The sequence below is a fragment of the Paludibacter sp. genome, assembly GCF_009712605.1.
In the GTDB taxonomy this organism is placed as follows: domain Bacteria; phylum Bacteroidota; class Bacteroidia; order Bacteroidales; family Paludibacteraceae; genus Microbacter.
Window position 1 is genome coordinate 1 of the sequence record NZ_WASO01000004.1, and the last position, 25737, is coordinate 25737.

At 40.6% G+C, this 25737-nt stretch carries 21 protein-coding genes and 1 CRISPR repeat array; of the genes, 6 read left to right on the forward strand and 15 right to left on the reverse strand.

From position 1 onward, the window contains the following. A CRISPR array of direct repeats spans positions 1 to 355; the repeat unit is 47 nt; unit sequence GTTGTTATCAATCTGTCAAAGATATAATTCTGAAAGCAAATCACAAC. A gap of 105 nt (positions 356 to 460) precedes the next feature. From F8N35_RS05665 to F8N35_RS05675, 3 genes are all read right to left on the reverse strand, one after another. Further along, a complete protein-coding gene (locus F8N35_RS05665) occupies positions 461 to 2218 on the reverse strand; it encodes an alpha-amylase family glycosyl hydrolase (protein WP_293050366.1) in 1758 nt (585 codons plus the stop codon). 174 nt (positions 2219 to 2392) lie between these two features. Further along, positions 2393 to 4132: a tannase/feruloyl esterase family alpha/beta hydrolase gene (locus tag F8N35_RS05670; protein WP_293050367.1), complete on the reverse strand. Its 1740-nt coding sequence runs from the start codon at positions 4130 to 4132 to the stop codon at positions 2393 to 2395. Between the two features lie 252 nt (positions 4133 to 4384). Then, a complete protein-coding gene (locus F8N35_RS05675; protein ID WP_293050368.1) occupies positions 4385 to 6520 on the reverse strand; it encodes an alpha-L-arabinofuranosidase C-terminal domain-containing protein in 2136 nt (711 codons plus the stop codon). A gap of 627 nt (positions 6521 to 7147) precedes the next feature. Between F8N35_RS05675 and F8N35_RS05680 the strand changes: the two genes are divergently transcribed. Together F8N35_RS05680 and F8N35_RS05685 are read left to right on the forward strand one after the other, a co-directional pair. Next, positions 7148 to 7573, forward strand: coding sequence for a hypothetical protein (locus F8N35_RS05680; RefSeq protein ID WP_293050369.1), 426 nt, complete (start codon positions 7148 to 7150; stop codon positions 7571 to 7573). A gap of 5 nt (positions 7574 to 7578) precedes the next feature. Next, entirely contained in the window at positions 7579 to 8067 is a 489-nt protein-coding gene (locus F8N35_RS05685; RefSeq protein ID WP_293050370.1) for a GNAT family N-acetyltransferase, read from the forward strand. Positions 8068 to 8076: 9 nt separating this feature from the next. On the opposite strand, the gene F8N35_RS05690 is transcribed toward F8N35_RS05685, so the two are convergent. From F8N35_RS05690 to F8N35_RS05740, 11 genes are all read right to left on the reverse strand, one after another. Further along, positions 8077 to 8730 (reverse strand): cytidylate kinase-like family protein, encoded by a 654-nt coding sequence (locus F8N35_RS05690; protein WP_293050371.1) that lies wholly within the window; start codon positions 8728 to 8730, stop codon positions 8077 to 8079. Between the two features lie 127 nt (positions 8731 to 8857). Continuing rightward, entirely contained in the window at positions 8858 to 9784 is a 927-nt protein-coding gene (locus F8N35_RS05695) for an outer membrane beta-barrel protein (protein ID WP_293050372.1), read from the reverse strand. Then, on the reverse strand, positions 9781 to 12366 hold the full coding sequence (locus F8N35_RS05700) for an IgGFc-binding protein (RefSeq protein WP_293050373.1): 2586 nt from the start codon (positions 12364 to 12366) through the stop codon (positions 9781 to 9783). Before F8N35_RS05700 ends, F8N35_RS05695 begins: the two co-directional genes overlap by 4 nt. Before the next feature lie 217 nt (positions 12367 to 12583). Next, complete coding sequence (locus tag F8N35_RS05705) at positions 12584 to 13708, reverse strand: hypothetical protein (RefSeq protein WP_293050374.1); 1125 nt, start codon at positions 13706 to 13708, stop codon at positions 12584 to 12586. Continuing rightward, complete coding sequence (locus F8N35_RS05710) at positions 13692 to 15893, reverse strand: hypothetical protein (protein WP_293050375.1); 2202 nt, start codon at positions 15891 to 15893, stop codon at positions 13692 to 13694. The genes F8N35_RS05705 and F8N35_RS05710 overlap by 17 nt, the downstream gene beginning before the upstream one ends. A gap of 92 nt (positions 15894 to 15985) precedes the next feature. Then, the gene (locus F8N35_RS05715) at positions 15986 to 17179 is read right to left on the reverse strand and encodes a DUF3825 domain-containing protein (RefSeq protein WP_293050376.1); all 1194 of its coding nucleotides are present in this window, start codon (positions 17177 to 17179) and stop codon (positions 15986 to 15988) included. A gap of 334 nt (positions 17180 to 17513) precedes the next feature. Beyond that, positions 17514 to 18422, reverse strand: a complete 909-nt coding sequence (locus tag F8N35_RS05720; protein ID WP_293050377.1) for a carboxypeptidase-like regulatory domain-containing protein — start codon at positions 18420 to 18422, stop codon at positions 17514 to 17516. A 130-nt stretch (positions 18423 to 18552) separates the two neighbouring features. Next, entirely contained in the window at positions 18553 to 18891 is a 339-nt protein-coding gene (locus tag F8N35_RS05725; protein ID WP_293050378.1) for a hypothetical protein, read from the reverse strand. A 1342-nt stretch (positions 18892 to 20233) separates the two neighbouring features. After that, complete coding sequence (locus tag F8N35_RS05730) at positions 20234 to 20767, reverse strand: hypothetical protein (protein ID WP_293050379.1); 534 nt, start codon at positions 20765 to 20767, stop codon at positions 20234 to 20236. Between the two features lie 19 nt (positions 20768 to 20786). Then, positions 20787 to 21077, reverse strand: coding sequence for a hypothetical protein (locus F8N35_RS05735; protein ID WP_293050380.1), 291 nt, complete (start codon positions 21075 to 21077; stop codon positions 20787 to 20789). Positions 21078 to 21152: 75 nt separating this feature from the next. Next, the gene (locus F8N35_RS05740; RefSeq protein WP_293050381.1) at positions 21153 to 21533 is read right to left on the reverse strand and encodes a PH domain-containing protein; all 381 of its coding nucleotides are present in this window, start codon (positions 21531 to 21533) and stop codon (positions 21153 to 21155) included. A gap of 440 nt (positions 21534 to 21973) precedes the next feature. On the opposite strand from F8N35_RS05740, the gene F8N35_RS05745 reads away from it, so the two are divergent. The 4 genes from F8N35_RS05745 (at position 21974) to F8N35_RS05760 (ending at position 23878) form a co-directional block, all read left to right on the forward strand. After that, a complete protein-coding gene (locus tag F8N35_RS05745; protein WP_293050382.1) occupies positions 21974 to 22258 on the forward strand; it encodes a YciI family protein in 285 nt (94 codons plus the stop codon). An 8-nt stretch (positions 22259 to 22266) separates the two neighbouring features. Continuing rightward, positions 22267 to 22725, forward strand: a complete 459-nt coding sequence (locus F8N35_RS05750) for a C-GCAxxG-C-C family protein (RefSeq protein WP_293050383.1) — start codon at positions 22267 to 22269, stop codon at positions 22723 to 22725. Between the two features lie 61 nt (positions 22726 to 22786). Next, positions 22787 to 23281: an HXXEE domain-containing protein gene (locus F8N35_RS05755; protein ID WP_293050384.1), complete on the forward strand. Its 495-nt coding sequence runs from the start codon at positions 22787 to 22789 to the stop codon at positions 23279 to 23281. A gap of 138 nt (positions 23282 to 23419) precedes the next feature. After that, positions 23420 to 23878, forward strand: a complete 459-nt coding sequence (locus F8N35_RS05760) for a GNAT family N-acetyltransferase (RefSeq protein ID WP_293050385.1) — start codon at positions 23420 to 23422, stop codon at positions 23876 to 23878. A gap of 121 nt (positions 23879 to 23999) precedes the next feature. Here the strand turns inward: F8N35_RS05760 and F8N35_RS05765 are convergent, their stop codons facing one another. Continuing rightward, positions 24000 to 25622 carry an ATP-binding cassette domain-containing protein gene (locus tag F8N35_RS05765; protein WP_293050386.1) on the reverse strand — a complete coding sequence of 541 codons (1623 nt, stop codon included), beginning with the start codon at positions 25620 to 25622 and terminating at the stop codon, positions 24000 to 24002. Between the last annotated feature and the right edge of the window lie 115 nt (positions 25623 to 25737).

Consider the following 25737-nt stretch of genomic DNA (forward strand, 5'->3'; position numbering starts at 1 on the left):
GTTGTTATCAATCTGTCAAAGATATAATTCTGAAAGCAAATCACAACTAAACGAGGAGTGTCTTTAGGCCTTCTTCTGTTGTTATCAATCTGTCAAAGATATAATTCTGAAAGCAAATCACAACACCATCATTTGCCTGAAGATATGCAGCTGTGTTGTTATCAATCTGTCAAAGATATAATTCTGAAAGCAAATCACAACACGCTCAAAGGTGTACTTTCGCTTGGCGACGTTGTTATCAATCTGTCAAAGATATAATTCTGAAAGCAAATCACAACCTCTCCAAATTCAGGAGAAGATAAAACGGAGTTGTTATCAATCTGTCAAAGATATAATTCTGAAAGCAAATCACAACACTCTCAACTAAAGGAGAAAAACAAAATAAGTTGTTATCAATCTGTCAAAGATATAATTCTGAATTAACAATCACGAGGACGTAAAGCCGCAAATTCAATCAAATTCACAGCAATTTGACTATAGAATAGGTCTGTCCCGGAACCGTCACTGTTACTGTGTTGTCCTTTTTCTGTAACTTCAACGCTTTACCAGCCAATACGGATGTTTTGGCATATTTCAACGGGAGATCGAAACGAGCTGTGGCTTCTTTGCCCGAAGGATTCAAAATTACGAGCACGACATCCTTTTTGTTGGCACGGGCATATACAAACGGATAGGTTTTCGACTGCGCGAACAAGGGAATAAATTCGGCATAATTGGCAAGTGCCGGTTCGGTGTGTTTCAAGGCAATCAGTTTACGTGTTTTGTTCAACAACGAATTCGGATTCTTTTCTTCGTCTGCAACATTGGGTGCATTTTTCGCCGAATCAACAGGCAGGTACAGTTTTTCGGATGCAGCCGTCGAAAAGCCAAGATTTTTACCCGATGTCCATTGCATGGGTGTACGTGCTCCGTTTCGGGGACGGTAAGCGCCTTCCACCTGTGGCCAGTCGGATAGCATTTGCTTCATGCCTATTTCGTTGCCATAATAAATAAATGGGACACCCGGCATGGTCAGGCCGAATGCGTAAATCATTTCCAGATCATCATCACTGCGGTTGTTTCCAAGACGCGCATTATCGTGATTGCCCAGCGGTAGGCTGATATATCCTTTGCCTTTGGTCGGATTATACTGAACCATAAAGTTGTCAAGGAAATGTTTGATATCGCCCTTCCCCTCCACGTCAAAATAGCTGTGACCTTCGGAAACGCCGTTCAGAATACGCCAGCCCTCTTTTTGGAAAAGATCGTTGTAGCCGTCAAACCAATGGAAAAAGTCAGCATTGAAACAGCCATCGAGGGCATCTAGCGGATACGACCATTCGGATACCGTGAAAGCATTCGGATACTCGTTTTTCAGCATAGCACGCACCTCTTTCCAGAATTTTTTGGTAGCATCTTCATGCGTATTGAAAAACTGCTGGTTGCCCTGAATATTGGCAGTTTTGGCCAGTGCACCCGCCATGTCGGCACGAAAGCCGTCGGCTCCGAGAGCCATCCAGAAACGCACCACATTTTTCATCTCTTCGCGCATCGACATCACATCGGGATGATTGGTTGGTAATTGCCATTTGCAGGCAGTATCGGGCAATGCAAAGCCATAATTGAGAGCCGGTTCGCAATAGTAAAAATTACGCATATACTGACCGTTGCGGGTACCGTACCCCTTTACAAACGAATCGAGATACCGGCGCGGAGGATTTGTCCAGATATTATCGGTCCAGATATACCAGTTTGTATAGCGATTTTTCTGCTGCTGAGCCGAAGCCTTAAACCACGGATGCTCCATCGACGTATAACTTGCCACAAAATCGAACAAGACATGAAGCCCTCTTTTATGCGCTTCGGCAAACAACGTTTTGGCATCGTCGTTGGTGCCGTAACGGGGCGCTACCTTATAGTAGTCGGAGATGTCGTATCCGGCATCACAAAATGGAGATTCAAAAAAAGGATTGAGCCAGATAGCGTCCACGCCAAGGCTTTTGATATAATCCAGCTTTTGGGTAATTCCTTGGAGATCGCCAATGCCATCGCCATCGGAATCGTAGAATGTTTGGGGATAAATTTGATAAAACACGGCATTTTTAGCCCAATCGGGACAATCGGGAATGGTGTAATTACCCGTTATTTTATTCGCTTCCTGCGTCTGACTTTCGGCACGTTGAAATGAAAGCAGAGCAAGAAAAATAAAAACCACGATAATAAGACCGTTATTTTTCATGAGTAAAAGATTAAAGTTATAACTGTAAGGAGGTTTCAAAGATACGACAACTTTCATAGTTGAACAATAAAAAGCACTTTACTTCTGTGTTTCTAAGGCATTAAGCCACACAAAAGCAAAGTGCTTCTTGTTTCAAATATATACCGCTACCGTTGGGAATCGGTATCTAAAAATTTATTTTTCGGCGCTGACGTACGATGAAACCTGATCGGCAGGTCCGCCAACGTATTTCGGATAGTTGGGATAAGAGCACAATAAATAACCTGCACCTTGTTGTTTCGGGCTGATTCGCCCTTTCGTATCCACCATTAATGTTTTAGCCGGAGCTTGTTTCTTTTCAACCCAGTTTACGAGCATATCCATATTATCATCACCATTGGGAGACGGAATATTCTTCACCTCTACAGGTTTACCTTCTCCATTCATCTTATAACTGCGTCCCGACAAACCATGGCCTGCCTGTGGCACTACATACAAACGGGCAAATTTATCGATTGTAGGACGTCCCATCTTGTCGAGCAACGACTGATAATAATCGAGCTGAGCACCCGGCGACGCAATGTTGTCCATCGTGCCAATGGTAAGAATCATTTTACCACCGTTTTTATAGAAAGTCGAGAGATCGGGATTGGTAGAATCGAGCCATTCCGAGAGCAATTTGCGACGGTCATTCCATTTTCCACCTTCCACATAATCGAGCGGATTGGCCTTTATATCCTGCATCAAAAATCCGGTTACACCCAGCGTGCCCATAAAGTTATGCATCGGAGCGTTTTCGGCAGCTCCCTCCTGACCTTTATAACGACGACCATCAATCATACCAAAACCATCGGGTTCAATCGTGGGCAACCACATGCCAAAGCTTTTTACGCCGTTAGCCAAAGGAGTAGCAAACTTATAGTTGCTGTATTCAAACTCCATTGTTTTAATTTGCTCGTCGGTAAGTTTAGCCGAAGCGGATTTATCAGACGGATCGGGATCTGTATTGTTCGGGGCACGCAAAGCTGCCCAGGGATCTTTCGGGCCAATGCCATCGTTTACGTTGAAAATAGCACGGGCAGCCATGTAGTTGTTGATAATGCCGTCGGAAAGGCCATCAAGGGCATCACACTGACGGAGGAATTCGGCACGAATGGCGTTCACTTTGGCAGGAGTCACCCAGTTTTTTGCCGGTATTTCCTGAATGCGGATCAATTCGGGAGCCAACATCAGGCTAGAGAAGTTGACAATGGGCACGTTCGCAATAATTCCGTTATAATCTTTCGGGTAACGTTGTGCTACAGTCAGAGCTTCGAGGCCTCCGTGCGAAGTTCCCACATAGTAGTTGTAAGCAGGACGTTTTCCGTATAATCTTTCCATAATCACCATAGCGGCATCATGCGTCTTTTTCATCTGCATGTATCCCATGTTTTTGATCGCCTCATCGTTCATGGCCCATTCATCACCCGGAGTTGGACCCGAAGCCAATGGTTTTTGTTGTGCGCCGCCGAAGCCCATACCACCAGCCTGGTGTCCGGAATCACTTCCATAAAGCGCAAATCCCTTATTGATCAACGGATTTCTACCTTCTCGTACGGTAATGGTTCCATTCATACCTCCACCACCGGCCTGCATGGCATGTTGTGTCCAGCTGGCAGGAAGAAGCACCCGAAAATTAATCGGCCAGCCTTGCGGATCGACCGGGAATATGGAACCTTCTACTACTGCATAAGCCGAAGTAGTTTCAGTGGCTTCGATCCAGCGTGGCTCATACAGTTTTACCGACCCTACCGGTTCTCCTATCTGAGAAGGAGCTATGGAGGTGCCGACTTTTTTCAAATCGGCTTTTGTGATGGAAATAGCCTTGTTCTGTGCAAAAGCCATATTCCCAATCAAAAGAAACGATACAAGAATAATACTACCTATTTTTCTCATGTTTTTAAGATTAATACCGGATGAAAGCCGCATGATAAAATTCATCCTTATGCATAAAAAACGAATCATGCTCGTCCGCATTGATAATCAAACATCAACACGCAAATCATTTATTTACTTAATAGATTAAAATTAAATCAATTGCAAATATACAATTTTACAATCGTTTTTTGGAGGCCTTTAAACACTATAACAGGACAGCATATTGCTTGCCGTCCTGTTAAAAACAATATTCAAACACGAATAACCCTTCTACTTTTGAATCTTAAGTTGCAGAATATTGACCGAATAAGGAGCCAGTTTCTGCGAAAACGTCGTCCCGATTCCCTTGATAGCGAATGTAGCAGGCACAATCTTCTGTGGCTCAGTGATGGTATTGGTATCTTCTGGTTTTGAACCCTTAATCACCACCATCGTTGCTTTCTTATCCACTTTCGCCAACCCTTTCAGATTGATTTCCACCGGCTGTATTTTACCCGAGGCATTCACCACTTTCAGATAGATCGTTCCGGTTTTATCATCCTGCGTAGCCGAGTAAAATATGACAGGCACCGGAGCCGGTTTGGTTCCGTTAATGCTGTCCCTTTTAGACAACGGAGGATTCTGAGTAGGAATATTAATCGCTGTCGTCGGTACGATTTTATTGCCAAGATATTCGCTGAATGCTTTCTGAACGTAATAAGACGGCGACCCGAAAGCGCTCAGAGCATTGTAACCAATCAGGTCGGAATCCCACTGCCAGGCTTTGGGTGCGGTAGCTGTAGCCGTATTTACATTGACAAACAGCGGTGCATAACACGACATAATCACATGATCGGAGTTGCGCTCCATACCTGTCATCCAGGCAGCATCGCCCAACGCAGCATGCAGGTTAGTGGTAGGGGCACCTTCGCGCGTAGCCCATTCGCCCACAAAAATTTTAGAACTGTTACGGTCGTATTTATCGTATTGAGATGCATTGGCAAACATCTCCCAAGAAGAGCGATAGTAGTGCTCGTCCATAACATCCGGCTTTTTGCCGGTCACTTTCAGATCGGGGTTCTGCGTATCGGTAATGGTCGAGATGCAGGTCAGTTGCGAATATTTTTTCTCGATAGCTTCGCGGAACTGTTTGAAACGTCCGTCGTAACTGTTGGTACGGTCGAACCAATCTTCGTTACCAATTTCCACGTAGGTAAGCTTAAATGGCTCAGGATGTCCGTCGGCAACACGTTTAGCTCCCCAATAAGTCGATTTGTCACCTATAACATATTCAATTTCATCCAACGCATCTTCCACGTAAGGTTTGAGCAACGGCCCGGGATCCACATGGTCTCCGTTGAGCGAATATCCGGCATACACACCCAGAATAGGTTCTGCACCAATTTCTTCACACCACATCAGAAATTCATAAAGTCCCATGCCGTCGGTGGGTCGGTAACCCCATGAACCTTTATGGCCCGGACGGTTATCAATAGGTCCCAACGTCGTTTTCCAGGGAAAAGCATTCTCAAAGTCGGGCCCTTCAAGAAAATTACCGCCCGGAAAACGCAGAAATTTCGGTTTCATATCCACCATCATTTGCATCAGGTCGATGCGGTTACCGTTCGGACGGTTATTGTAGGTTGGAGGGAACAACGACACTAAGTTGAAATAGTAGAGACCAGTACGATCAGTCGAGATCACAAAACGGGCATCGGCGGTAGGTTCCACATTTGCAGCGGTGGTCAATGTCACCTCGTATTTTTTCCAGAAAGTGCTTTTTTCAAGCGTAACGGTTCCCGTTGCATACACTGTTTTGCCATCATTACTCTCAATGGTAACGTTTATCGGACCGGCGGTATTATTTTCAATAACGGGAGCCGGGGTGGCATTCTGTGGTCTTGCCGGCATACCCGGGCGGCGAGGAAACTGCATACTACCGGTACCTTTCATGTAAAATGAAGCTTTGTAAGTAGTCGACGGCTTAACAGGAATGCCCCAGTAGCCTTCGTTGGCAACCCCTACCCGACTGCCGCCTTTGGCTACGGTAAGTCGCAAGCAAGTGGTAAGAGCTGTATTGATGGAATGCCTTCTTTCGTCGAAAGGAACGTTATCGGGGTCAGCTGCAATCAATTTGATAGAAGCTCTTGAAGCGGTATCTTGTTGAACCAAACTCCATCCTTCCGGTTTGGTTTTGTTGTCTTTGAAAATGCGGTTGCGAATCAATTCGCCATACAAACCGCCGTCGTATGAGTGGTTGATCTCTTCGGTCATCAGTCCGTAAAGCATCGGACTTACATTGGCGCCGGGCTGGGTGAAGTCCAGAGTTAATTTGGTTTTCTGAGCCGAGACAATGGGGCACAGTAACAACATTGCTCCCATTGATAAACAACAAAGAAAAACCTTCGTAGAAGTTAGTTTTTTCATGGAAATATAGGTTTAACAGATAATAAAATCAAAACGGGAAAATAAAAACAAAAATTTAGACTACAAATGAGATAATCGGTTTAAAAACAACCCCGTTTTTTTATCAGTTAGAACTTATATTCGCTGTGGCAATTAATCCGACACGTAATAGCGTATTTATAACATCAATTTAGCCATACGAAAAAGAACTTATCCACTTAAAACTCAATTTTACAAGAACAATGAGTAAATTTTTGTCTATCTCAGTTCGAAATATTGAGTCTTATCTATAAATTTGTGTTTTCCACCCGTAGTGCAATTGTGGTAAATGTTATAAGTAGCGGTATATTAAATGACTCACATTGTAATCTTATCTAACCCCTCCGCTTCGCTCGTCCCCTTTATCCAAAGGGGACACACTGTCGCGAAGGTTGAACTGTATTTTAGGATCTATTGCTAAGATAGCAGATTAGTCTTCCCTTCAGATGAAGGGAAGTACCCGGAACGGGGGTAGGGTTTGATAAGTGGATTGATTTTTGAATAATATATACGCTTGTAATGTAGCGCTTTAATACATTACAAACTTATTTGTGTCTAAATGCACTACGGGTATTTTCAATGAAAAAATAATCTTCAAAAACACTGTTTATGCACCTACAGAATCAACATCTTTTATCGGAACCGGGCAAGTGGTTGACACAATCGGAATTTACGGATGCTGACGGTCGAATCTCAAAAGCATCGGGAGAAACCCACATTTTGATTAAAGGCAGCGAACTGAAAAATAACAGCTGGATAGATCTTAACGGAAAGAAACTTTCGAACGACTATACCATTACCCAAATCAACGAGCGATTATACGAATACGTCTCGAAGAATCCTGCCTTAGGCCTGCAACGAGGGACTTTCAATATCGACCGTAACCGTATCTATTCGAAATTCGTCATCGAAAATACCGCATTCAACGGGTTTGAGGTTATTGTGCGCCGGGGTAACTGTTGCTACAGCGAAGGAGCATTATACGATGGTGATTCGCTGGTTAACATCTGGACCTGTGTAATGGAAAAAGCCTGAAACTTATGACCATTCAATATACTTCTTTTGCCTATACTGAATCCTATTGCCAGGCTGTTGACGCTGTGGCTCGTGAAAGAAAATACCTGGGCTCGACCGAAGGTTTTCCCCTCGATGCTTCGTTTTCCTATGCCAAAGCTATCATTGAGAATAATCTGGCGCAATATTTTGCTATAGACAACAATCAGGTGGTGGGTTGGTGCGATATCATCCCGAAGAGTTACGAAGGATTACGCCATGTTGGGGTATTGGGCATGGGCATTCTGCCGGAATACAGAGGAAAAGGGTTGGGGACATTGCTCCTACAAAAAACAATCGAACACGCCCGCAACATCAATCATCTTGAAAAAATCGAGTTGGACGTATTCGAATCAAATAGCTCTGCCATTGCCTTGTACCAAAAGTTCGGCTTCGAGGTGGAAGGCAAAAGAGAAAACGGAAGAAAACTGGACGGTGCGTACGACACCATTTTGCTAATGCGAAAGTTTATTTGATCAGATTTTTCATTCTTCGCACACTTCACACGTTTTCTTGGCGATAATTTTTTCCACCACACGGATAATTCCTTCAGTGCACTCTTCCACGCCAAGAATATCTGTCCGCACGGAAAGATCATATTTTGTTGCATCCATCCATATCTGACCGGTAAACTGATGCACATATTCCGATCTCTTTTTGTCGCTTTCCTGAATCATTTTCTGAGCTCGCGTTTCGGACACACTGCAATCTTCACACAAACGTTGAATCCGGAACGGAGTAGCGGCATGCAGAAAAATGCTTATATGATTAGGATGGTTGCGCAAAATAAACGAACCACACCTTCCCATTATCACTGCCGAACGCTCGGTTGCCAAACGTTCGATCACTTCCTTTTCGGCGACAAACAACTCCTTATCGGTGGGAGGCAAAGGTTGGTGTTCTATCCGGTCGGGAGTGCGGGTAATCGATTGCAAGAAAGTCTGCCAGGCTGTGATGATTTTTTCGTCACGGTGAGCTATATCTCTTTCATGCAGGGATAATTTCTGCGCCGTCTGGGAAATTATATCGCGATCGGCATACGATATACCGAAATGACTGGCAAGCGCTTCGCCGATATAAGCTCCTCCGCACCCGAGCTGACGGCTAATGGTGATGATTAAAGGCATGTTCTGTGACATAATCTAGTCCTCCTTAGTTTACGCCCTGATTTATTCGCAAAAGATACACATAAATCAGCCTGATTTGCAACTATTTTGCGTTAAAACATTTCCATACTTTCATGCAAAGCCCGCAAAACCGTCGAGGCTATTCCTTAGTACAATTGCAACCATATTTTTTCACTCCGAACAAGACCGTTACTTTGAGCCCCACATAAAGAATATTCAACCTGTTTGAGCTAATGTTATTCAACAAATAGCCACTGACAGCGGGAGTAAAACCTCCTGTAGCCGAAGTATTGACAAAAAGGGACGTTGGCTTCTCTATCCCTGCTAAAGGAGCAAAACCATAGTCGCAAATCATCGACAAACGAATTTTCGGCTTGTTCTTTATTGAATAATCTTCGGGGTTTTTGCCAAACGTATAACCAGCTTCTACCGAACCTGAAAAGATAGCATGCAACCGTAACGAACTGTTTACCGATCGTGTTTCTGTAAAAAGTCCGTGATTTATCATATTGCTCAATATCCCTGTGTTGTTATAGCCGATCAAATTTTCGTAATAAGCTGTTGAGGTGACTGTAGTTGTAGCGCGGCTTTGTCCGCCCAGATTGAGCATGGCCTTGCCGCCTACGGCAAAATAGAGTCCATTGGGAGACTCGTAACCAATCATTAACGGAATTCCCACATTCAAAATCTGCTGCATATCGTGTGTATTCTGAAACGCAAAATGACCGTCGTACAAATTGTTTTCCGTATCTATCATCGGCACCACCAGCAAGGTATCCTGCCGGTTCATTCTTGAAGTCAGACAGGACAGTTCCAACCCTGTTTGCAGCAGTATATTATTCTTAAAGTGCATTTCAAAACCAGCTCCAACTGCCCCGCCAGCATTGCCAACTGCATTTGTAGCAGGAGCATCGTTACTGATGCGGCTATATCCGCCCGAGCCCCAAATCAGAAAATTATTCGTATTGACATTGGATTGAGCAGTCACATTCACAGCATAGCATACCGATAGTACAATGAGTACCGGCATTATCGTCAGGCGTATGATTTCTCTTTTAATCATCATTTCACAATCAATAATTGTTTCTTGCTTTCGCCCTTGCTATTGGTAAGCACTAACACATACGTACCTGCGCTGTCAGGTGCTCTCATGCTATTTTCTCCCGGATTCAATGCCTGCTGCTTAATTTTCAACCCTGAGATATTGAGCAACAACCCTGACCCCTTCTCATCCATTTTTATGGTCACCGGACTTCCTCTCGACAACAAGGTCGGATATACCAATACGTCGGTATGCAGGGTAGGTTGAAACGGACAGGTGAATAGCGAAACACCATCAACGGCTCTGGTTACTTTGACCTGATATTGAGCATTTGTATCCAGTTGTCCGTTCTCTATATAAAGGTAAGATTCAGTAGCGCCATCTATAACCTGGCCATTTTTATACCATTGAAAGACTGAAAAGTCATACCCACCATTGTAACTGCTATTAAGTAATGCCAGCACATCGTTCCATTTTTGCAGAATAATCGACGAGGAATAATTTACCGTAAAACTCACCGGCTGTGTCTTTGTCACCTGACTATTCTCGAATATCACGGAGGCATTATAAGTATCAGGCGTCACGCCGGATGGCAATGGCACATCGATATAACCGTTGGCTGACTGTTTCAAAATATCAACAAAGCCGGCTTGTTGAGCTTTACTGTCAAACACCACAGAATGATAATCGACAGTCCCATATGCGACATCGTAGCTTAAAGTAAAATTCTTATCGTTAGCACAAATCTGAGGCGAAGCTTTCATTGTGGCTGAAAAATCGGGCGATACCGTCAGTTTCAATGTCACAATACTGTCGCACCCGCCCAGAACACTCACAAGAGTTTCCGGATAATCTCCGGTAGCACGGTATTTCTTCCCATTCCATTCGTAGGGCAACTCATTCGTATAAACAGTAACCGTTTTTACCCCTGTAAGCGGAGAATTAAGAACTTTCACGGTTGCAGTATCGGTAGCATCACAACCATCGGCGCTTACATGCACTATGTATGCACCCGATTGAGCAAGAGAAGCACTGGGTACCTGGTAAGAGGGTGTTGCATTAGACGGCGGGAAAGATTGTCTGCCTCCCATTCCATCCGGAACATCCCAGGAATAAAGGACAGAACTCGGATCTACCGTTCGGGAAACGGTAAACGTGGGAGTCAGGTTAATCGGATTGCCCTGACATACATAGACCATTCTGGGATCGAATCTTGCCTGCGAAGACGAATATTCAGAGAAATATCCGAAACGGCAACCGGAACCACTTGTCCCGTGAATAATCCCTACATGAAATTTATTCGTATTGTTTTTCAATGTAACAGTTGCCCCCTGTGGTATTTGCGCTGTAGTGAATGATTTCCTGGCATACAAATATTTTCCGCCTGTTCCCGGAACCGGATTAAAATCGGAAGCGGTAAGTGTGGCACCAGCACCACTGGAGGTCGATATGGTAAAGTTACCTTCTCCTCCGGCTTCAACCAATACGGTAAGATAATAATTATCAGAAGTTGACCGGGCCAGGGTCACTTCGCGCGAGCCGGTACACGACAATTGAGCCAACACGGCAAAGTCTGTCTCACATCCGAAACCACTCATTTGCAGCACACTGATATTTTTATTGGCCTTGATGTAACAGGCATTTTCGGACTGTGTCATATTATACCGGTATATTTCTCCCACATTCGTGATTGTGGTTGTTTTTGAACCGTTAATATAGATATCCGTATTGGGTTGAGTTGCCATCACAAAGACCTGATCTCCATAAAAAGAACTTATTCCCACCCCAAAATTGCCCCTTACAGCGATGTACTCCTGACCCAACAAACTCAAAGGAATAATCTGGTCTCCGCCTTCGTTATAGCAGGTACCTCCTATTGCTGCGCCATACATTGAATCGTCGCAGATGGTAATAGCCACAGGCTTGTCGGAGGTAACGCGGCTTCCTCCAAGATGATTTGCTGCCAACTGAGAAGTTGCCACTGCAGCATATGTCTGTCCTTTGTTCAGGGTAATAGTAAATGGAACTCCGGCCGCATGGCCTGAAATTGCATTTTGGGGAGTTATTGTCACCCTGGTATTATCCGAGGCGGCAACAATGTGAAATGAGTTATATGGCTTAGGGTTGACTGTAGTAACATTGTCCAACAGGTTTTGCCCCGGAATAAGGAAAGATGTGCCCAGAGCATTATCTCCTTTGAGGGCATAAATAGCGGGATTATTCGATCCATTTTCTTCATAATAAACGGAGATGTATTGATCGGAAGTAATCAACAAGCCTTTATTGTTCACATTGTTGTCCGGTGAATCCTCTACCAGACCGAGAAATGTCGTCAGATCACAAGAGCTTAAAGAATTATGAGGAACTGTCAATGTTATCGGAGTAAATCCGGAAGGGTTTGCCGGTTGCGAAATAGTCACTTTCGCGTCGACCGCATTACCATTGACAAGGCGGAACAATATGGGGCTTTCTTCGTGTCCGGAAGAGAGGTCGGGCGCTACAAACCAGAATGTCTTACTTGTTTGTGCCTGCACGCAATTGGAAACACAGATAAAACATTGCACTAAAACCAATGCAAGAATAAAGGAGGTACGCTTGTTGACCATCTATTTGTGTTTTAACGGCTCCCCGCATCCAGACGTGTTTTTTGCAATTGTCATGTCGTTAAACAATCCGAAAACTGCAAAGACATTACAATATACTGGCTCTTTTAGATTTAGGGTAACTTTCGCCACAAAGATAGAAAGATACCCAGAGACTACGAAAATTTATCTGCTTTATTTTAGCTGTAGAGATTTTGCACTTTCATCAATAAAACACAAACTACCGACTTCTCTCATAATATCGATTAAATTCTTTCATCATATCTTCCGACTCAGCCAAAACCTGAGCTATATGAGTTGAATAAAATAAGAAACGATTATTACTCATTATCCATTTAATAGTAAGCAACATACAAATCTTACCTAAAAAAGCGCAAAAATAAAAACCTTTATAGATTATATCTAGAGCACTCTGCAAAGCCACTACAGAAGAATCATCTACCATTTCATTACTAACATATTGATTTAACAGGCCCAAGGGATAAAACATTTGCAAAGCAGCATATAAATATAGACTAAGAATCATCCACTGAGGTATATCCATAAAACTACTATTGAGACGCCCAACCACAGCAATCATGGATATACTTGCAATTAAAGATATTATAAGCTGAATCACTAATTCCCACAAATAATAAGATTTCGAACCATCAACAAAAAGTGCATTAAAATCAAACAATATACATACTAGACCTAAAAATAATAATATAATAATGTATCGATGCATCTCTTTCAAGCTATGATTCGGCACAGCTTGTTTCACTGTTGAAATTGTTATAACAAGGTAAATAAAAAAGAAGGCTCCGCTATTTATCAAATTACAGATATTTTCAAACAAACCCTGAATCTTATATAAATCTATCGAGTTCAGTCCTGGACTGTATGAAAAGTGATCCATTCTAATTATAAATATTAGCTTACCAATATATAGTATAAGCCACACAATCCACACAACAACCCACGAGTAATAGAATTGTTTACACCCCTTACTCATACGCTGATACAACGCCTCACGACCTTCCAAATAAAGAGAGCTTCCACTACCGAATTTATCTTGTACATATCGAGTCAATCTTTCAGCCTTATCATAATCTTTCGAATTCAGTAGAAAATTACTACTTGTTACAACTAAGAGACCAGCAACAATAAACATTATATTACATATATCATAAATATACATACCCAAATAATCATCCTTTGCTATAATGGACAAAAAATGAGGAGTTCCTAATAATCTAACAAATGGGTTTATCAACAAAGGCAAAATAGCACAAAATATTGCCAAAAAAACAGTAAACCGTTGCCCCTTAATCCACTCTCCAAATTCATTACTTACTGGTTTCATATCCCTTATTTTTATTGAATATTCTCGCTAAAACATTTGGTTGGCTAGGTTCCCAATATTTATCTAAACTTCGGATATCGTAATTATCCACACGATTTTCATTTAAACAATATTGATGGAATTCTTTATGCGTTTCACAATAAAATAGTTCTTCCATCTTTTTCACTTTACAAGCATATATATGACTTGGCGCATTATAGCCATTATATTGTTCGACATATATATGAGTCTCTTTTTCAACACGTTCAGTACAAATCACATTATCAGCTAACATGCGTAACTCATCCACATAATTAGAAGTTCGGTCACAAAGAATCACTAAATCCTTTTTATATTCCTTACAAATAGAAACAAGTGTCGTTAAGAATAAGTGATCTCTTTTCAATAAAGGAAAGCTATAATTAATACGCGGAATATTATCGATGATTATTTGCTTTATCTTCGGTTGACTTTCGAATTGCTGAGTGAGATAATAAAAAAATTCATCCGAAGTAATGTTACCCATGCGAACATCCCAAAAATGTATACCTGCATAACAATCGCTACAGTCCAAATTCCCTGATTCGTTATCACTTACTGAATCATGTTCTTTGTACTTGCCAAATTGTTTTATATTGGTTCCTGATTTGGCATTACGATATTCCCAAGTAGGACAAACCATCGATTTTCGCAGTTTCTCGGCATCTTGATCAAGCAATATATACAAAGTATGATTTCCCACAAACGAAGCACTAAACGTTTTGGCTAACGAGAGAAAGCGTTTATATGAATTTGCAGATCCTATTATAGCTGTTGAAGTACCATCAATAGCTTTGTCAACTAATATTTCGGACAGCACACTACTTGTTCGAAGATCTTTTCGTAAAGAATCATATATTTTATGAAGTCTATCTTTTGAGTTTCTCGCTTGATCCTTTTTGAATTCTTCGTAGCGTTTGCATATGTAGGATTGCAAACATTTATCGTCTGCATTATTGTCCTGATTCACATAACGATAATTATCAATATATTGTTGAAATGTGTCTGAGAGGATATCAACATTTGCTCTTGCAATGGCTTTAAGCATATGTCGTCGCCGTTGAAGCAAAACGTTTGAACTTGGATATACTTCAATACCATAATCACGGTTTTTATACTGATGCCAACCCAGTGCTGAATTCTGTAAGATTGCCTTCCGTATTGTTAGTTGATTTATCCAATAATCAATTTCTGGATTTTCAGCAACGCGTAAATCAAACCACACATCCGGATTGATGTCTTTAATCTTGTTCTTCGAATTCTCCAGATATATTACGATTAACGATTGTGGCGCCTTAGAATACAACTTCATGTATTGATCATAATTATCTATCACAACACAGGGAATAAATTCAGTATTAGCAATGCCTAAAGGTGAATATATTTTCTCTCCATTTTTAGTTTTATCCTTTACGCACAAGTTCGGAGCCTCAATCTGACCATAAATATTCACATTGAAGAACTCGCAGGATAAATCCTTTGGTAACATCTGTTGAATATCAGGTTTAATATATTCGTTCATTGAATTATATTTACGACGCGCTATTAAATCATTGATATCAGCATTTGCGCTATTCTCCATATAGGGCTCATAAGGTGTTGTAAAATGTAATGCATTTGTTCTGTTATTATATATCACAACTTCTTCACCAATATACCTATCCATCTCATCAATATCAAACTGACAAATAGATGTACATCCATCAAAATCAAAGATTGAAGAACTAAATTTGTGTCTAATGATTTGACAGTTCTCCTTATTCAAGTTGTGTTTAATAATACGTCTTACACATTTAGCAATAACCATATCTAGCAATATATCTGATAAATTCTGCTCCTGTTTTTTAAAGCTTATAACACAAGGAGCGACCAATGTATATTGCAAAGATTTCTGATCAGGCTGCATCTCCGGTTTACCCTGTTCTGAGTCTTTGAATTTATTCTCTTCAACATCTCTCGGAAATTCATTTTGCAGCTCCATAGAAAGTCCATGAAGCAATTGCATGCCAAATAATGTCCTATATGTTCCACTTTCTCCTGAAATTACAACAGTTAGTGGACGATATGACATTGATTCCCCTTTTTTCGGCATCGGAGGCAACTGTAATCCACCAAAAAGTAACCGATCCAACCCCGGAATACCTGTTTTTATCTTATTATCAAACATAACTAGTAATATTTTAGAATCCAATCTTTGCACTACTGTGGGTCTCCTGACTACATGTATTCGGAAGACCCGCGATTGCGAAGAGCTATTTTTTAAATGTCGTCTGGATTAAGCCATAATTCGTCTGGTTTTGTTATAAGTCTTGCATTTTGATAAGCAGCATCTAATGGTAAAATAGTCTCAGGAGTGTAAATACCATCTTCTAAATCTAGAACTAATGCAAAGTCTGGACTACTCGTAAAAGAACCCGACAAATATATTGGCATGAGCAGTTGTATTTTAGCTTCTTGAGGTCTGTACATTGGAATTACAAGTTTATAATTTCTTTTCGCTATTGCAATTGCATAGTTGATTGAGTTATCTAACTTTCTAGCTAATTCAGTACTGTCTCGCTCTTGGTCTTCTCTCGGGAATCTATCTCTACGTTCCTCTATAATGTGAGTAAATTTGTCATAATTTCTATCAATTTCAATGTCCGGGTGAAAAATAACTTCATTGATATTAGTGAAGAAAGTTGCTGGTTCAGGTAAATCATCTTGTTTTACAACTCTTTTTCCATTCATAGTAAATCCTATCCTCGTCAAGTCTGTCAGACTATTTAGAATGTAAGGGTTTCTGTAAAGCGTTTCGCCTCCCTCTTCAAGCACATGAACAATAATGAAAATTTCGTGGAAAAATTTATCTAAGAGACCTGTATTAAAAACAATATATTTTTTGTCATCACTTTTTATAATTTTTGACCCATTATCTTCAACTTTTAGTTTTTCAAAAGTATTTTCGATATATGATTTTAGGATTGGGTGAGGGATGCCTGATTGGTGACTTTTATAATTCCACTTTTCTGGAATACATTTAGTTTTTAAATCTTCAAGGAACTGTAATCCATCTTGCCAATTTTCGAAATTTAGTGCACCTAGTCGAAACATTAAATTATCTTTTACTTCTTTCTCAAACTCCTTCTCTGTTGTAAAATAGATACCTGTCCAGCCTTTCTCAACTCTTGCTCTGTCATAATATGCAATTAATTCTTTTCCATTAGCTGCCTTTTTAGCAGTTTTGAATAATGCATAAACAGCGTTCTCAACCGTCGTGTTTTTCCCAAATTTATTTTTATAAATGACAGTTTTTTCTTCTGTAATTTTATCTATTAAAGCATTAAAATCAAACGCTCTAAAAGGAGTCTCACTTTCCGCCAATAAATCATTCACTTCTTGAATAAATGTTCTAATATTTGTCACAAAGCCAAAATTTGTCACACCTTTTCTAATTTCTCTTTCATTTGCCATAATCTCATTTATTTTTTTGTTTTTTTATTTTTTCAAACAATAGCGCATAACAATCCCCTAAATAAAACTCATTTTCGCTATGGAAAACTCCGTTTTCCATAACTTCCCCTTACTGGCGCATGTTTAGCGATAGCGTAACTTGTACCCAAAACTAAAGTGGATTGCATCCACAACCAGTTACAAATTGTTTCTATTTTGCGTCCAAGCTACACTTCGTTAAGCTTGAACGAATACCTGCAATCTCCATTCTTGGGTCAAACGGGGTTAGCTAACTATAATCCGTTTTTATCAATCAAAGGGAGCAATCCCTTTCGGCATTACTCCCTGTTTTTATTCAACTCTTCACCAGTTTTATATCTAAACTGCACAAGGCATCGGAGGCGACGGTAGCCGTGATGGTTTGTGGTTGGTAGCCTATCTTATTGATGGCGATGGTGTAGATTCCTTCGGCCATGCTCCGTACCATTATTCCTCCCTTGGCGGCGGTTTGCTTTACAAACTCCGGCTTACTGTTGCCATTGTATGTAAAGGATAGCTTTACATTGGCTATCGGCATTTCGGTGGTGGCATCTTTTACTTTGGCACGCAATTGCACGGTGCTGTAAGATGGCTCTACCTTACGCAGATTTTGGTAATCGGCATAAAATTGCGGGTCTGAATTACGTACAATCTCTACCAACAGGTCGAGATTGTCGATAATCTCATTGGCACTGTCAAAGTTTTCACCCAGTTGAGTTGTCACATTTTTCTGATCGAGTTTCCCTTTTTTGATTTCGGGGATAGCCGTTTCGTAGAGCATAATGTCTTTGAGAAACGTTGCCTGCGTATCGTCCGTCAAGCCGTAAGGGGCAAGATTCGGTAACTGAGCGTTCACTTTATCATACAATCCTTTGGCAACCTGTATCAGTTCCACATCGAGCAGACGGTTGAGATCACTCTCCGTATATTTGGTAGCTTTCTGCAAAGCGCTATCCTTGGTATATACGGCATAGGGTTGAACCTTACGGGATGCATCAAGCACATCCTGCTTCAGATTGTCATGCAATTTGGTTTTATAATCCGTCAGGTCGCTCGTACCCTGTTGTTGCAGCTTACTATTAGCTTCAATCTGCAAGATCACGGCATCCAGTTCGGTTAAAAACTCGTTTACGTTAGGCAACTTGGCAAGCATCCCGGGATTTGCCTTAAACAAAACCCGTAACGTTTGATACATTCTCATTTTCTGAATTTGTAAATTCGTCATTTTACAATGGTTTTAGGTGTAAAATATGCACATTTTACAGAAAAAATCATCTTACATAATCAACCCTCACTTTTCTGTATTTCAAAAATCAGTGTTCGCGGTTTTCTCAATCATTTCTTGTAATAAGAAGCTATTCTTTTTTCAATAAGATATACAAATAATTATATCCATCTTGACTTAAATTACTTGTACCAATCCATTTATTTACCAACTGAGGATAATGTTCTATCAAATAATCTTCAAGCGCATTAGCATTTTTATCAGATGATGTAACATATTTAACAACCATTCGATCCCAATCATAATTTTTTAGATGTTCATCAAATCTATCTTGGGGATCTCTTCCTGTAATACCAACTTTCACTTCTTTATTATATGAAAGTAAAAGACCAACACTCATTTTTAAATGTGATAACACATTCGATAAATGCCCTGTAACATAATTGTATTCAACAATTTTCTTTTCCATATAACACTAAATTATTTTTCAATTTATTCGTTTTTTGTACAACTTTAAGAGAATGCGAAACCAATAAATCATTTTTTCTTCCAACAAATTGGTTTGTTCTTTAAATAAATGACTTTGATTTCAAATTAAACGGTTCTGATTTCAAATTAAATGACTTCGATCGTCCAACAAATGGCTCTGTTTTCAAATTAAATGATCTTGATCGCTCAATAAATGGTTTTGTTTCTTCAACAAACAGTATTGTTTTGCAATTTTATTGAATCGGCAATCTATTTTATTTGTTAATTTACGATTCATAAAATTTTATTTTAGAAAACGGATAATAATTTTAGTATACAATTCAGACTCCTTTTAATAACACATCCGAAGCTCTACGAATAAAACAATCACATGCTAATGTCTATTAATTATCAATATATACACAAATACTGTTTTTTATCACTATTGTTTTCACCATTCAAAGGTCAAAATAATTAATTAAAATCCAAAGCTCATAATTATATGTTTATTTATATTTAACATTATATTTATCAACATAAACCGATGCATTGTTTACAAGATTATCCGCATAGCGACCTCACAGTTTCAATTAGCTCCGTCTGTAGAGCGGAGTTATACCAATTCTGTAGAAGGTCTATTAGAAATCATCTTGACTTTTCGTTATCTACTCTATATTGTGTAAAACAGGCATAAAGTGTCGTACCTACGGCACTCTATGCTACCCCTGAAACATGTCCTGCTATAAACCTATCGTCCCGATGGGACTTAAAATGCCATAGGTATGACAGGTTTATAGAAAATAGTCAACAAATCAAACTAAAAGTTCCGTATGAACGGCAGGGGTTGAAGCATCAAAACAGCTTACACCTTGTTTGTTTTAGCAAATCACCGACCTTGCAAAGAAAGCCAAGACGACTTATTATAAAACAGGCAAAATAAACATTATACCGATTAATATCCATAAATTTCAGCATATGACCTCTCCCCAACCCCTCTCCCAAAGAGAGGGGCTTTGTGCCTGCTTTAATGAGCATTATCTCACAATTTTACTGTCGTGTTCCTCCTCGCCTTTGGAGAGGAGGTTAGGTCAGACGATAAATGTCAGACTCCGACACGAAGTCGTCGTGAGAGGAGAGGTCTGAATAAAAAAGCATTAATCAACTTCGGAACAATCTATTCGATGAAGTCTTCTTGACTTTTACGAATCACACAGGGATAAAAAAATGTCAGTTTACAAGCAAATTCACTTGTAAACTGACAACAGGGTTAAAAACAATTATCTGTAAGATTATTCAATACAAATCACCTCACCTCTTTATACAAGAAGTAAACGACACTTCGATTATTCCTTTGTATACACGGTCGTTTCTCCGGCATCTGTATAATCGCCATCATTGTTATTATCGGTTTTTAGGGTCATTTTAGATCCCGAAATTTCATACACCGATTTAAAGGCCTGTGACTGTCCGGTCTGGGAAAACAAGGAAGTAAATATGTCACTCCCCTCTTTATACATGATAATGGAGCCAGTTGGATAACCTCTGAGATCAAAAGTTGAAACGCCAATCTCTGTCGTTTTAAGATTCATAGTATTGCCGCTCACCGCCATTGTTCCGTTCAGTTTCATATAATCAATAAATCTTCCTGTTGACGGATCACACAGTTGAAGCAGGTCGCTAAAGCCACTTTGAGTAAAAGTGATTTTATCTTTACACTGAATCGAATTACCGCTTTCGGATACAGTAGCCAGTGCGCTCCAGGTACCCATGTAATCTGCCTTTACTTCATCGTCTTTATTGCATGATGACAACATAATTACCGGCACGATAATCATCAACAAGGTTTTACACCATTTTATCACTTCAGTCTTTCTCATCTTTCAGTTCCTCCTGTTTTTAATATTGCAAACGATCAAAATCGTCATTTTCTTCTACTCCGATAGAAGTAAAACTTTTGATATAGTTACTCAATTCTCTTTCTATTGCAGCTACATTTTTCCCTTCCGCCTGTGGCCTGAGGGATATAGCAGACTGCTCATTCTGTTTACAGAAATGGCTTACCGAACCATAATAGATTTTATTCGGATTTCGCGATTTCAGCTGAAGAACACGGGCCTTAATAGTAAACGGAAACCCGGCTATTGGTTCTTCAAACTCTTTTACAATCAACCATTCTTCGTATATCATATATGTTTTGTTTATTTACATCCGCGACTTGGCAGATACTGAGACGTATTCATAGAAATCTTCTACCTTTCTGATCTATTTCAGCACATGTGATGCTAGAACCTTATGCACATCATAAACATTGACAGATTTGTTGAATTGTTTGGTGATACTTGGTAGCTGTTCGCTCGAAATCCATATCTTCAATTCTGCATCCAAGTCAAATGTTCCTGCCGTCTCGATACTGAATCGTGATATGCTCTTATATACAATTGATTTATATTCAGTTTTACTACCTGTAATTCCTTGCTTATCAATGAGAATAAGTCGTTTGGTAGTAAATATAAAAAGATCCCGAATCAATTTGAAACCCAATTCTATTTCCTCTCCTTCAACAAGAAGTCTTCCATACTCTTTCTTCAGATCTTCCTGACTGACAGCTCCGGCATTACCGATTAATGCAGAAAATAATCCCATAATATTTTAATTTTAGGTTTAAGAATCTTCAAAAAATTGCCATGAAACAAAAAATCCCAAAGTCGTGTTCGCTTCAGGCTTAATCGCATTGCACAACAATCTATACTCTACGAATCTCGAAAAGTAATGATTATTTTACTAGAAGTTGGTTAGGTAGGCGCAACAGGAAATCGGTGCATAGACCAAGAACGGACAAAAGAGAGTCTTTTCCTGTGTAAATTTAGGGTATCAAATTTGAAACTATTTTTTTATAACACAAAATAAAACTATTTAATTTTATCATTTTTAACCAATAACTATGTTAAATCAGTCGAATCAACACATAGTTTATACTGAAAATCAACCAACAGGCTGCGCAGAGTAAAGTAATAAATTCTATCTTTGCATTATCAGGTTCAAACTGGCCATCTTTGATTACTCACTTTAACACCACACATACTATGTTTGTACTGATTCTGAAATATGTAGCTCCTATCGAAAAGATAGACGAACTGATACCCGCACATCGACAGTTTCTTGACAAATATTACCTTCGCAACAAGTTTATATGTTCAGGGGCACAGGTTCCGCGCACGGGAGGCATCATCCTGTGCAACGCAACTGATAAAGAGGAGGCAGAACAGATCATTGCCGAAGATCCGTTTTACATTTTCAAAGTTGCGAAATACAACATCTTAGAATTCACTCCATCAAAGTATGCTCCCGGTTTCGAATCGTTTATATAAATCACATTATGAACACTACAGAAAAAAAACAACAATTAGCTATCGCTACGTTTCAAAGCGGTTACAACTGCGCCCAATCAGTATTATCTACCTTTTCCATCAATTTCGGACTGGAACGGGACAGTTTACTAAAACTCGCCTCTCCTTTCGGGTCGGGCATTGCCAAAACTCAGGAAACATGCGGCGCTGTTACGGGCGCATTGATGGCCATCGGCCTGAAATACGGAAAAGGAATTAACGGAAAGGAGGAGGACAAACAGCAAGCTTACGCACTTGCTCAAAAACTGATGACGGAATTTTCGAGCATACACGGTTGCACAAACTGCAAGAAGCTATTGAATGATCTGGATATGAACAACGAAAGTGAAATGGCAAAAATTAAAGAGCTTGATCTTTTCAATACACATTGCCTCAACTATATTCAAACAGCAGTAAAACTGACCGACCAAATTCTGGAAAATAAATAGACACCGGTATCTATAAACTCAAAAATTACATACATTTGTAACAACACTGTATGTAGCGGCTATGTCAACTTTACACTATAATAAGCAACTGTTTATTGCTGGTCTTATTTTTACCCTGCACAACACAGAAGAGGCATTCGGATTCCGGCAATTCCGTTATCCGGAAGGAATACTCAATCATACTCCGTCTGCCAAAGAGATGATAACCGCCATTGTGTTAATCACACTATTTGCATGGATAGCAATTATATGGACAACGGTTCAAACAAAGGCAGGACCAAAAAAGTTTTTATTGACCACTTTGGTTACTGCATTTCTGTTTAATGCATTCATTCCGCATATTCTTGGAGCCATATATTTCGGAGGCTATTTCCCGGCAGTAGTCACAGCGGTAGTACTTTATTTACCGTATGTGTACTGGATATTACCCAGGTTGTATAATGAATTTGAAACCCGGAAAGCATTTTTCAGAACTGTAGCTCAGGGCATAAGTCTGGCACTGTTTCTTGTATTCCTGACTCAGGCTGCAGGATATTTAACCCAAATTCCGCAATAGCGGAATTTGCCCGAAGGGCTGACGAAAAATAATATTTTTGTCAGGGTTAACCCCGACATTTTTGCAGGTAATCTGCAAAAATCGTCGATTAATCAACATAAATTTTTCTATGATTAATTTGGGTTTAATTTACAAATTATGATTAAACTTCCGAACTATCTGATTTTACCCCGAAACGAATTGTATCGCATCAAACCGCTTTGGGAGAAGCTCAACGAGATTCACCTCCGCGACTCAGTCCATTTCAAGGATCATTACTCATCGTTTACGTTCGAAAAGCGAATTATAGCATGGACATCGCTACCCGACGAGAGAGTATGGATTCTGGTTGGAGAAGTAAATGATGAAATAGTAGGCTATTGTGTCGCCACATCCACCGAAGACGGCAAAGGAGAGATAGATTCTCTCTGCGTAGACGAAGCCTGGCAAAACAAAGGTGTGGGAGATACGCTGGTTCGCGAAAGTCTGGCCTGGCTGCAAAGTCAGAATTGTTCGCCCATCCGCCTGATCGTGAGTTACGGGCATGAATCGGTGATGGGATTTTACGAAAAACTGGGATTTTATCCGAGGGCTACTATTCTGGAATTGAAGCAGTAAGCGCCAAAATCGAGTTAATTACCGTCAGGACAACACAGAATTTACCAAACCGTTTAAAATAAAAATCGCCTGCACCTTACTCCGGAGAAGAGTTTGATGCAGGCGATTTTTTATTGTTTTATCAGAACCTTCCGGCGTATTTCTTTTCGCGCAGCTCTTTAATATCTTCGCGGGTAATGTATTCGTCGTATTCCATCTGTTTATCAATAATTCCGAAAGGAGTAAGTTCGATAATGCGGTTACAAACGGTTTGCACGAACTGGTGGTCATGCGACGAAAGCAATACATTGCCTTTGAAATTCTGCAAGCAGTTGTTGAACGCCTGAATCGACTCCATATCAAGGTGATTGGTAGGCGAATCGAGCACCAGACAGTTGGCATTCTTCAACATCATCTTAGCAATCATGCAGCGCATTTTTTCACCTCCGGAAAGAACCGATGCTTTCTTCAACGTCTCTTCGCCAGAGAACAACATTTTACCCAGATAACCTTTCAGATAAACTTCGTGCGTATCGTTTGAATATCCGGCAAGCCAATCCATCAGGTTCAGGTCGGTATTAAAGAACTCGGTATTATCCATCGGCAAGTAAGCCGGCGTGATAGTCACACCCCAGTTGAAGTGCCCTTTATCAGCCTTCATCTTTCCGTCCAAAATCTCAAACAAGGCCGTCATCGCACGCGGGTCGCGTGAAATAAATGCTACCTTATCGTTCTTCTCGATCATGAAATTCACATCATCGAACAGCACATCGCCTTCAACAGCTTTAGAGAGGCCCGATACTTCGAGAATCACGTTTCCGGGTTCGCGTTCAGGGGTAAAGATGATACCCGGATAACGACGCGAAGAAGGTTTGATCTCCTCCACGTTAATTTTTTCCAGCATCTTCTTACGACTGGTAGCCTGTTTCGATTTGGAAGCGTTTGCACTAAAGCGAGCAATAAACTCGAGCAACTCGGCCCGCTTCTCTTCCGCTTTTTTGTTCTGCTGCGCCTGCTGACGCGAAGCCAACTGGCTTGATTCGTACCAGAAGCTATAGTTACCGGTGTAGATTTCAATTTTTCCGAAGTCGATATCGACAACGTGTGTACAAACGGCATCGAGGAAGTGGCGGTCGTGCGACACAACAAGCACCGTGTTGTTATAATTGGCCAAATAATCTTCGAGCCACATCACTGTGTCAAGGTCAAGGTCGTTGGTAGGCTCATCGAGCAACAGGTTGTCTGGATTTCCGAACAGCGCACGGGCAAGCAACACACGCACTTTTTGTTTACCGCTCAGGTCACCCATCTTCATGCCGTGAAACTCCTCTTTAATGCCCAAGCCACTCAACAAAGCAGCCGCATCACTCTCTGCATTCCAGCCTTCGAGTTCGGCAAATTTTTCTTCGAGCTCAGAAGCGCGAATACCATCAGCATCAGAGAAGTCAGCTTTGGCATACAAAGCGTCTTTTTCGGTCATAATCGCATACAACGTACTGTGGCCCTGAATAACCGTATCGAGTGTAGTCAAGTCGTCAAACTCGTGGTGATCCTGCTTCAACACCGAAAGACGTTCGCCCGGCTGCATCATAATGTTACCCTTGGTAGCCTGTAAATCGCCGCTGATAGCACGTAAAAATGTAGATTTACCGGCACCGTTTGCACCGATAATACCGTAGCAATTGCCGGCAGAGAATTTCAGGTTCACATCCTGAAACAAAACCCGCTTGCCGAATTGTACGGCGAGATTGGAAACTGTAATCATTGATTCAATTTGAAAATGTGCCGGGATGGAAATGTATCTTTGAGAGATTGTCACTCCACCAACGGCTTATACTTATTAGCAATATTTCTGAAGTTAGTTTGTGAAAGACAGCACA

Coding starts and splice junctions, on each gene's coding strand:
- F8N35_RS05665 (WP_293050366.1), bottom strand. CDS start 2,218: ATGAAAAATAACGGTCTTATTATCGTGGTTTTTATTTTTCTTGCTCTG.
- F8N35_RS05670 (WP_293050367.1), bottom strand. CDS start 4,132: ATGAGAAAAATAGGTAGTATTATTCTTGTATCGTTTCTTTTGATTGGG.
- F8N35_RS05675 (WP_293050368.1), bottom strand. CDS start 6,520: ATGAAAAAACTAACTTCTACGAAGGTTTTTCTTTGTTGTTTATCAATG.
- F8N35_RS05680 (WP_293050369.1), top strand. CDS start 7,148: ATGCACCTACAGAATCAACATCTTTTATCGGAACCGGGCAAGTGGTTG.
- F8N35_RS05685 (WP_293050370.1), top strand. CDS start 7,579: ATGACCATTCAATATACTTCTTTTGCCTATACTGAATCCTATTGCCAG.
- F8N35_RS05690 (WP_293050371.1), bottom strand. CDS start 8,730: ATGTCACAGAACATGCCTTTAATCATCACCATTAGCCGTCAGCTCGGG.
- F8N35_RS05695 (WP_293050372.1), bottom strand. CDS start 9,784: ATGATGATTAAAAGAGAAATCATACGCCTGACGATAATGCCGGTACTC.
- F8N35_RS05700 (WP_293050373.1), bottom strand. CDS start 12,366: ATGGTCAACAAGCGTACCTCCTTTATTCTTGCATTGGTTTTAGTGCAA.
- F8N35_RS05705 (WP_293050374.1), bottom strand. CDS start 13,708: ATGAAACCAGTAAGTAATGAATTTGGAGAGTGGATTAAGGGGCAACGG.
- F8N35_RS05710 (WP_293050375.1), bottom strand. CDS start 15,893: ATGTTTGATAATAAGATAAAAACAGGTATTCCGGGGTTGGATCGGTTA.
- F8N35_RS05715 (WP_293050376.1), bottom strand. CDS start 17,179: ATGGCAAATGAAAGAGAAATTAGAAAAGGTGTGACAAATTTTGGCTTT.
- F8N35_RS05720 (WP_293050377.1), bottom strand. CDS start 18,422: ATGACGAATTTACAAATTCAGAAAATGAGAATGTATCAAACGTTACGG.
- F8N35_RS05725 (WP_293050378.1), bottom strand. CDS start 18,891: ATGGAAAAGAAAATTGTTGAATACAATTATGTTACAGGGCATTTATCG.
- F8N35_RS05730 (WP_293050379.1), bottom strand. CDS start 20,767: ATGAGAAAGACTGAAGTGATAAAATGGTGTAAAACCTTGTTGATGATT.
- F8N35_RS05735 (WP_293050380.1), bottom strand. CDS start 21,077: ATGATATACGAAGAATGGTTGATTGTAAAAGAGTTTGAAGAACCAATA.
- F8N35_RS05740 (WP_293050381.1), bottom strand. CDS start 21,533: ATGGGATTATTTTCTGCATTAATCGGTAATGCCGGAGCTGTCAGTCAG.
- F8N35_RS05745 (WP_293050382.1), top strand. CDS start 21,974: ATGTTTGTACTGATTCTGAAATATGTAGCTCCTATCGAAAAGATAGAC.
- F8N35_RS05750 (WP_293050383.1), top strand. CDS start 22,267: ATGAACACTACAGAAAAAAAACAACAATTAGCTATCGCTACGTTTCAA.
- F8N35_RS05755 (WP_293050384.1), top strand. CDS start 22,787: ATGTCAACTTTACACTATAATAAGCAACTGTTTATTGCTGGTCTTATT.
- F8N35_RS05760 (WP_293050385.1), top strand. CDS start 23,420: ATGATTAAACTTCCGAACTATCTGATTTTACCCCGAAACGAATTGTAT.
- F8N35_RS05765 (WP_293050386.1), bottom strand. CDS start 25,622: ATGATTACAGTTTCCAATCTCGCCGTACAATTCGGCAAGCGGGTTTTG.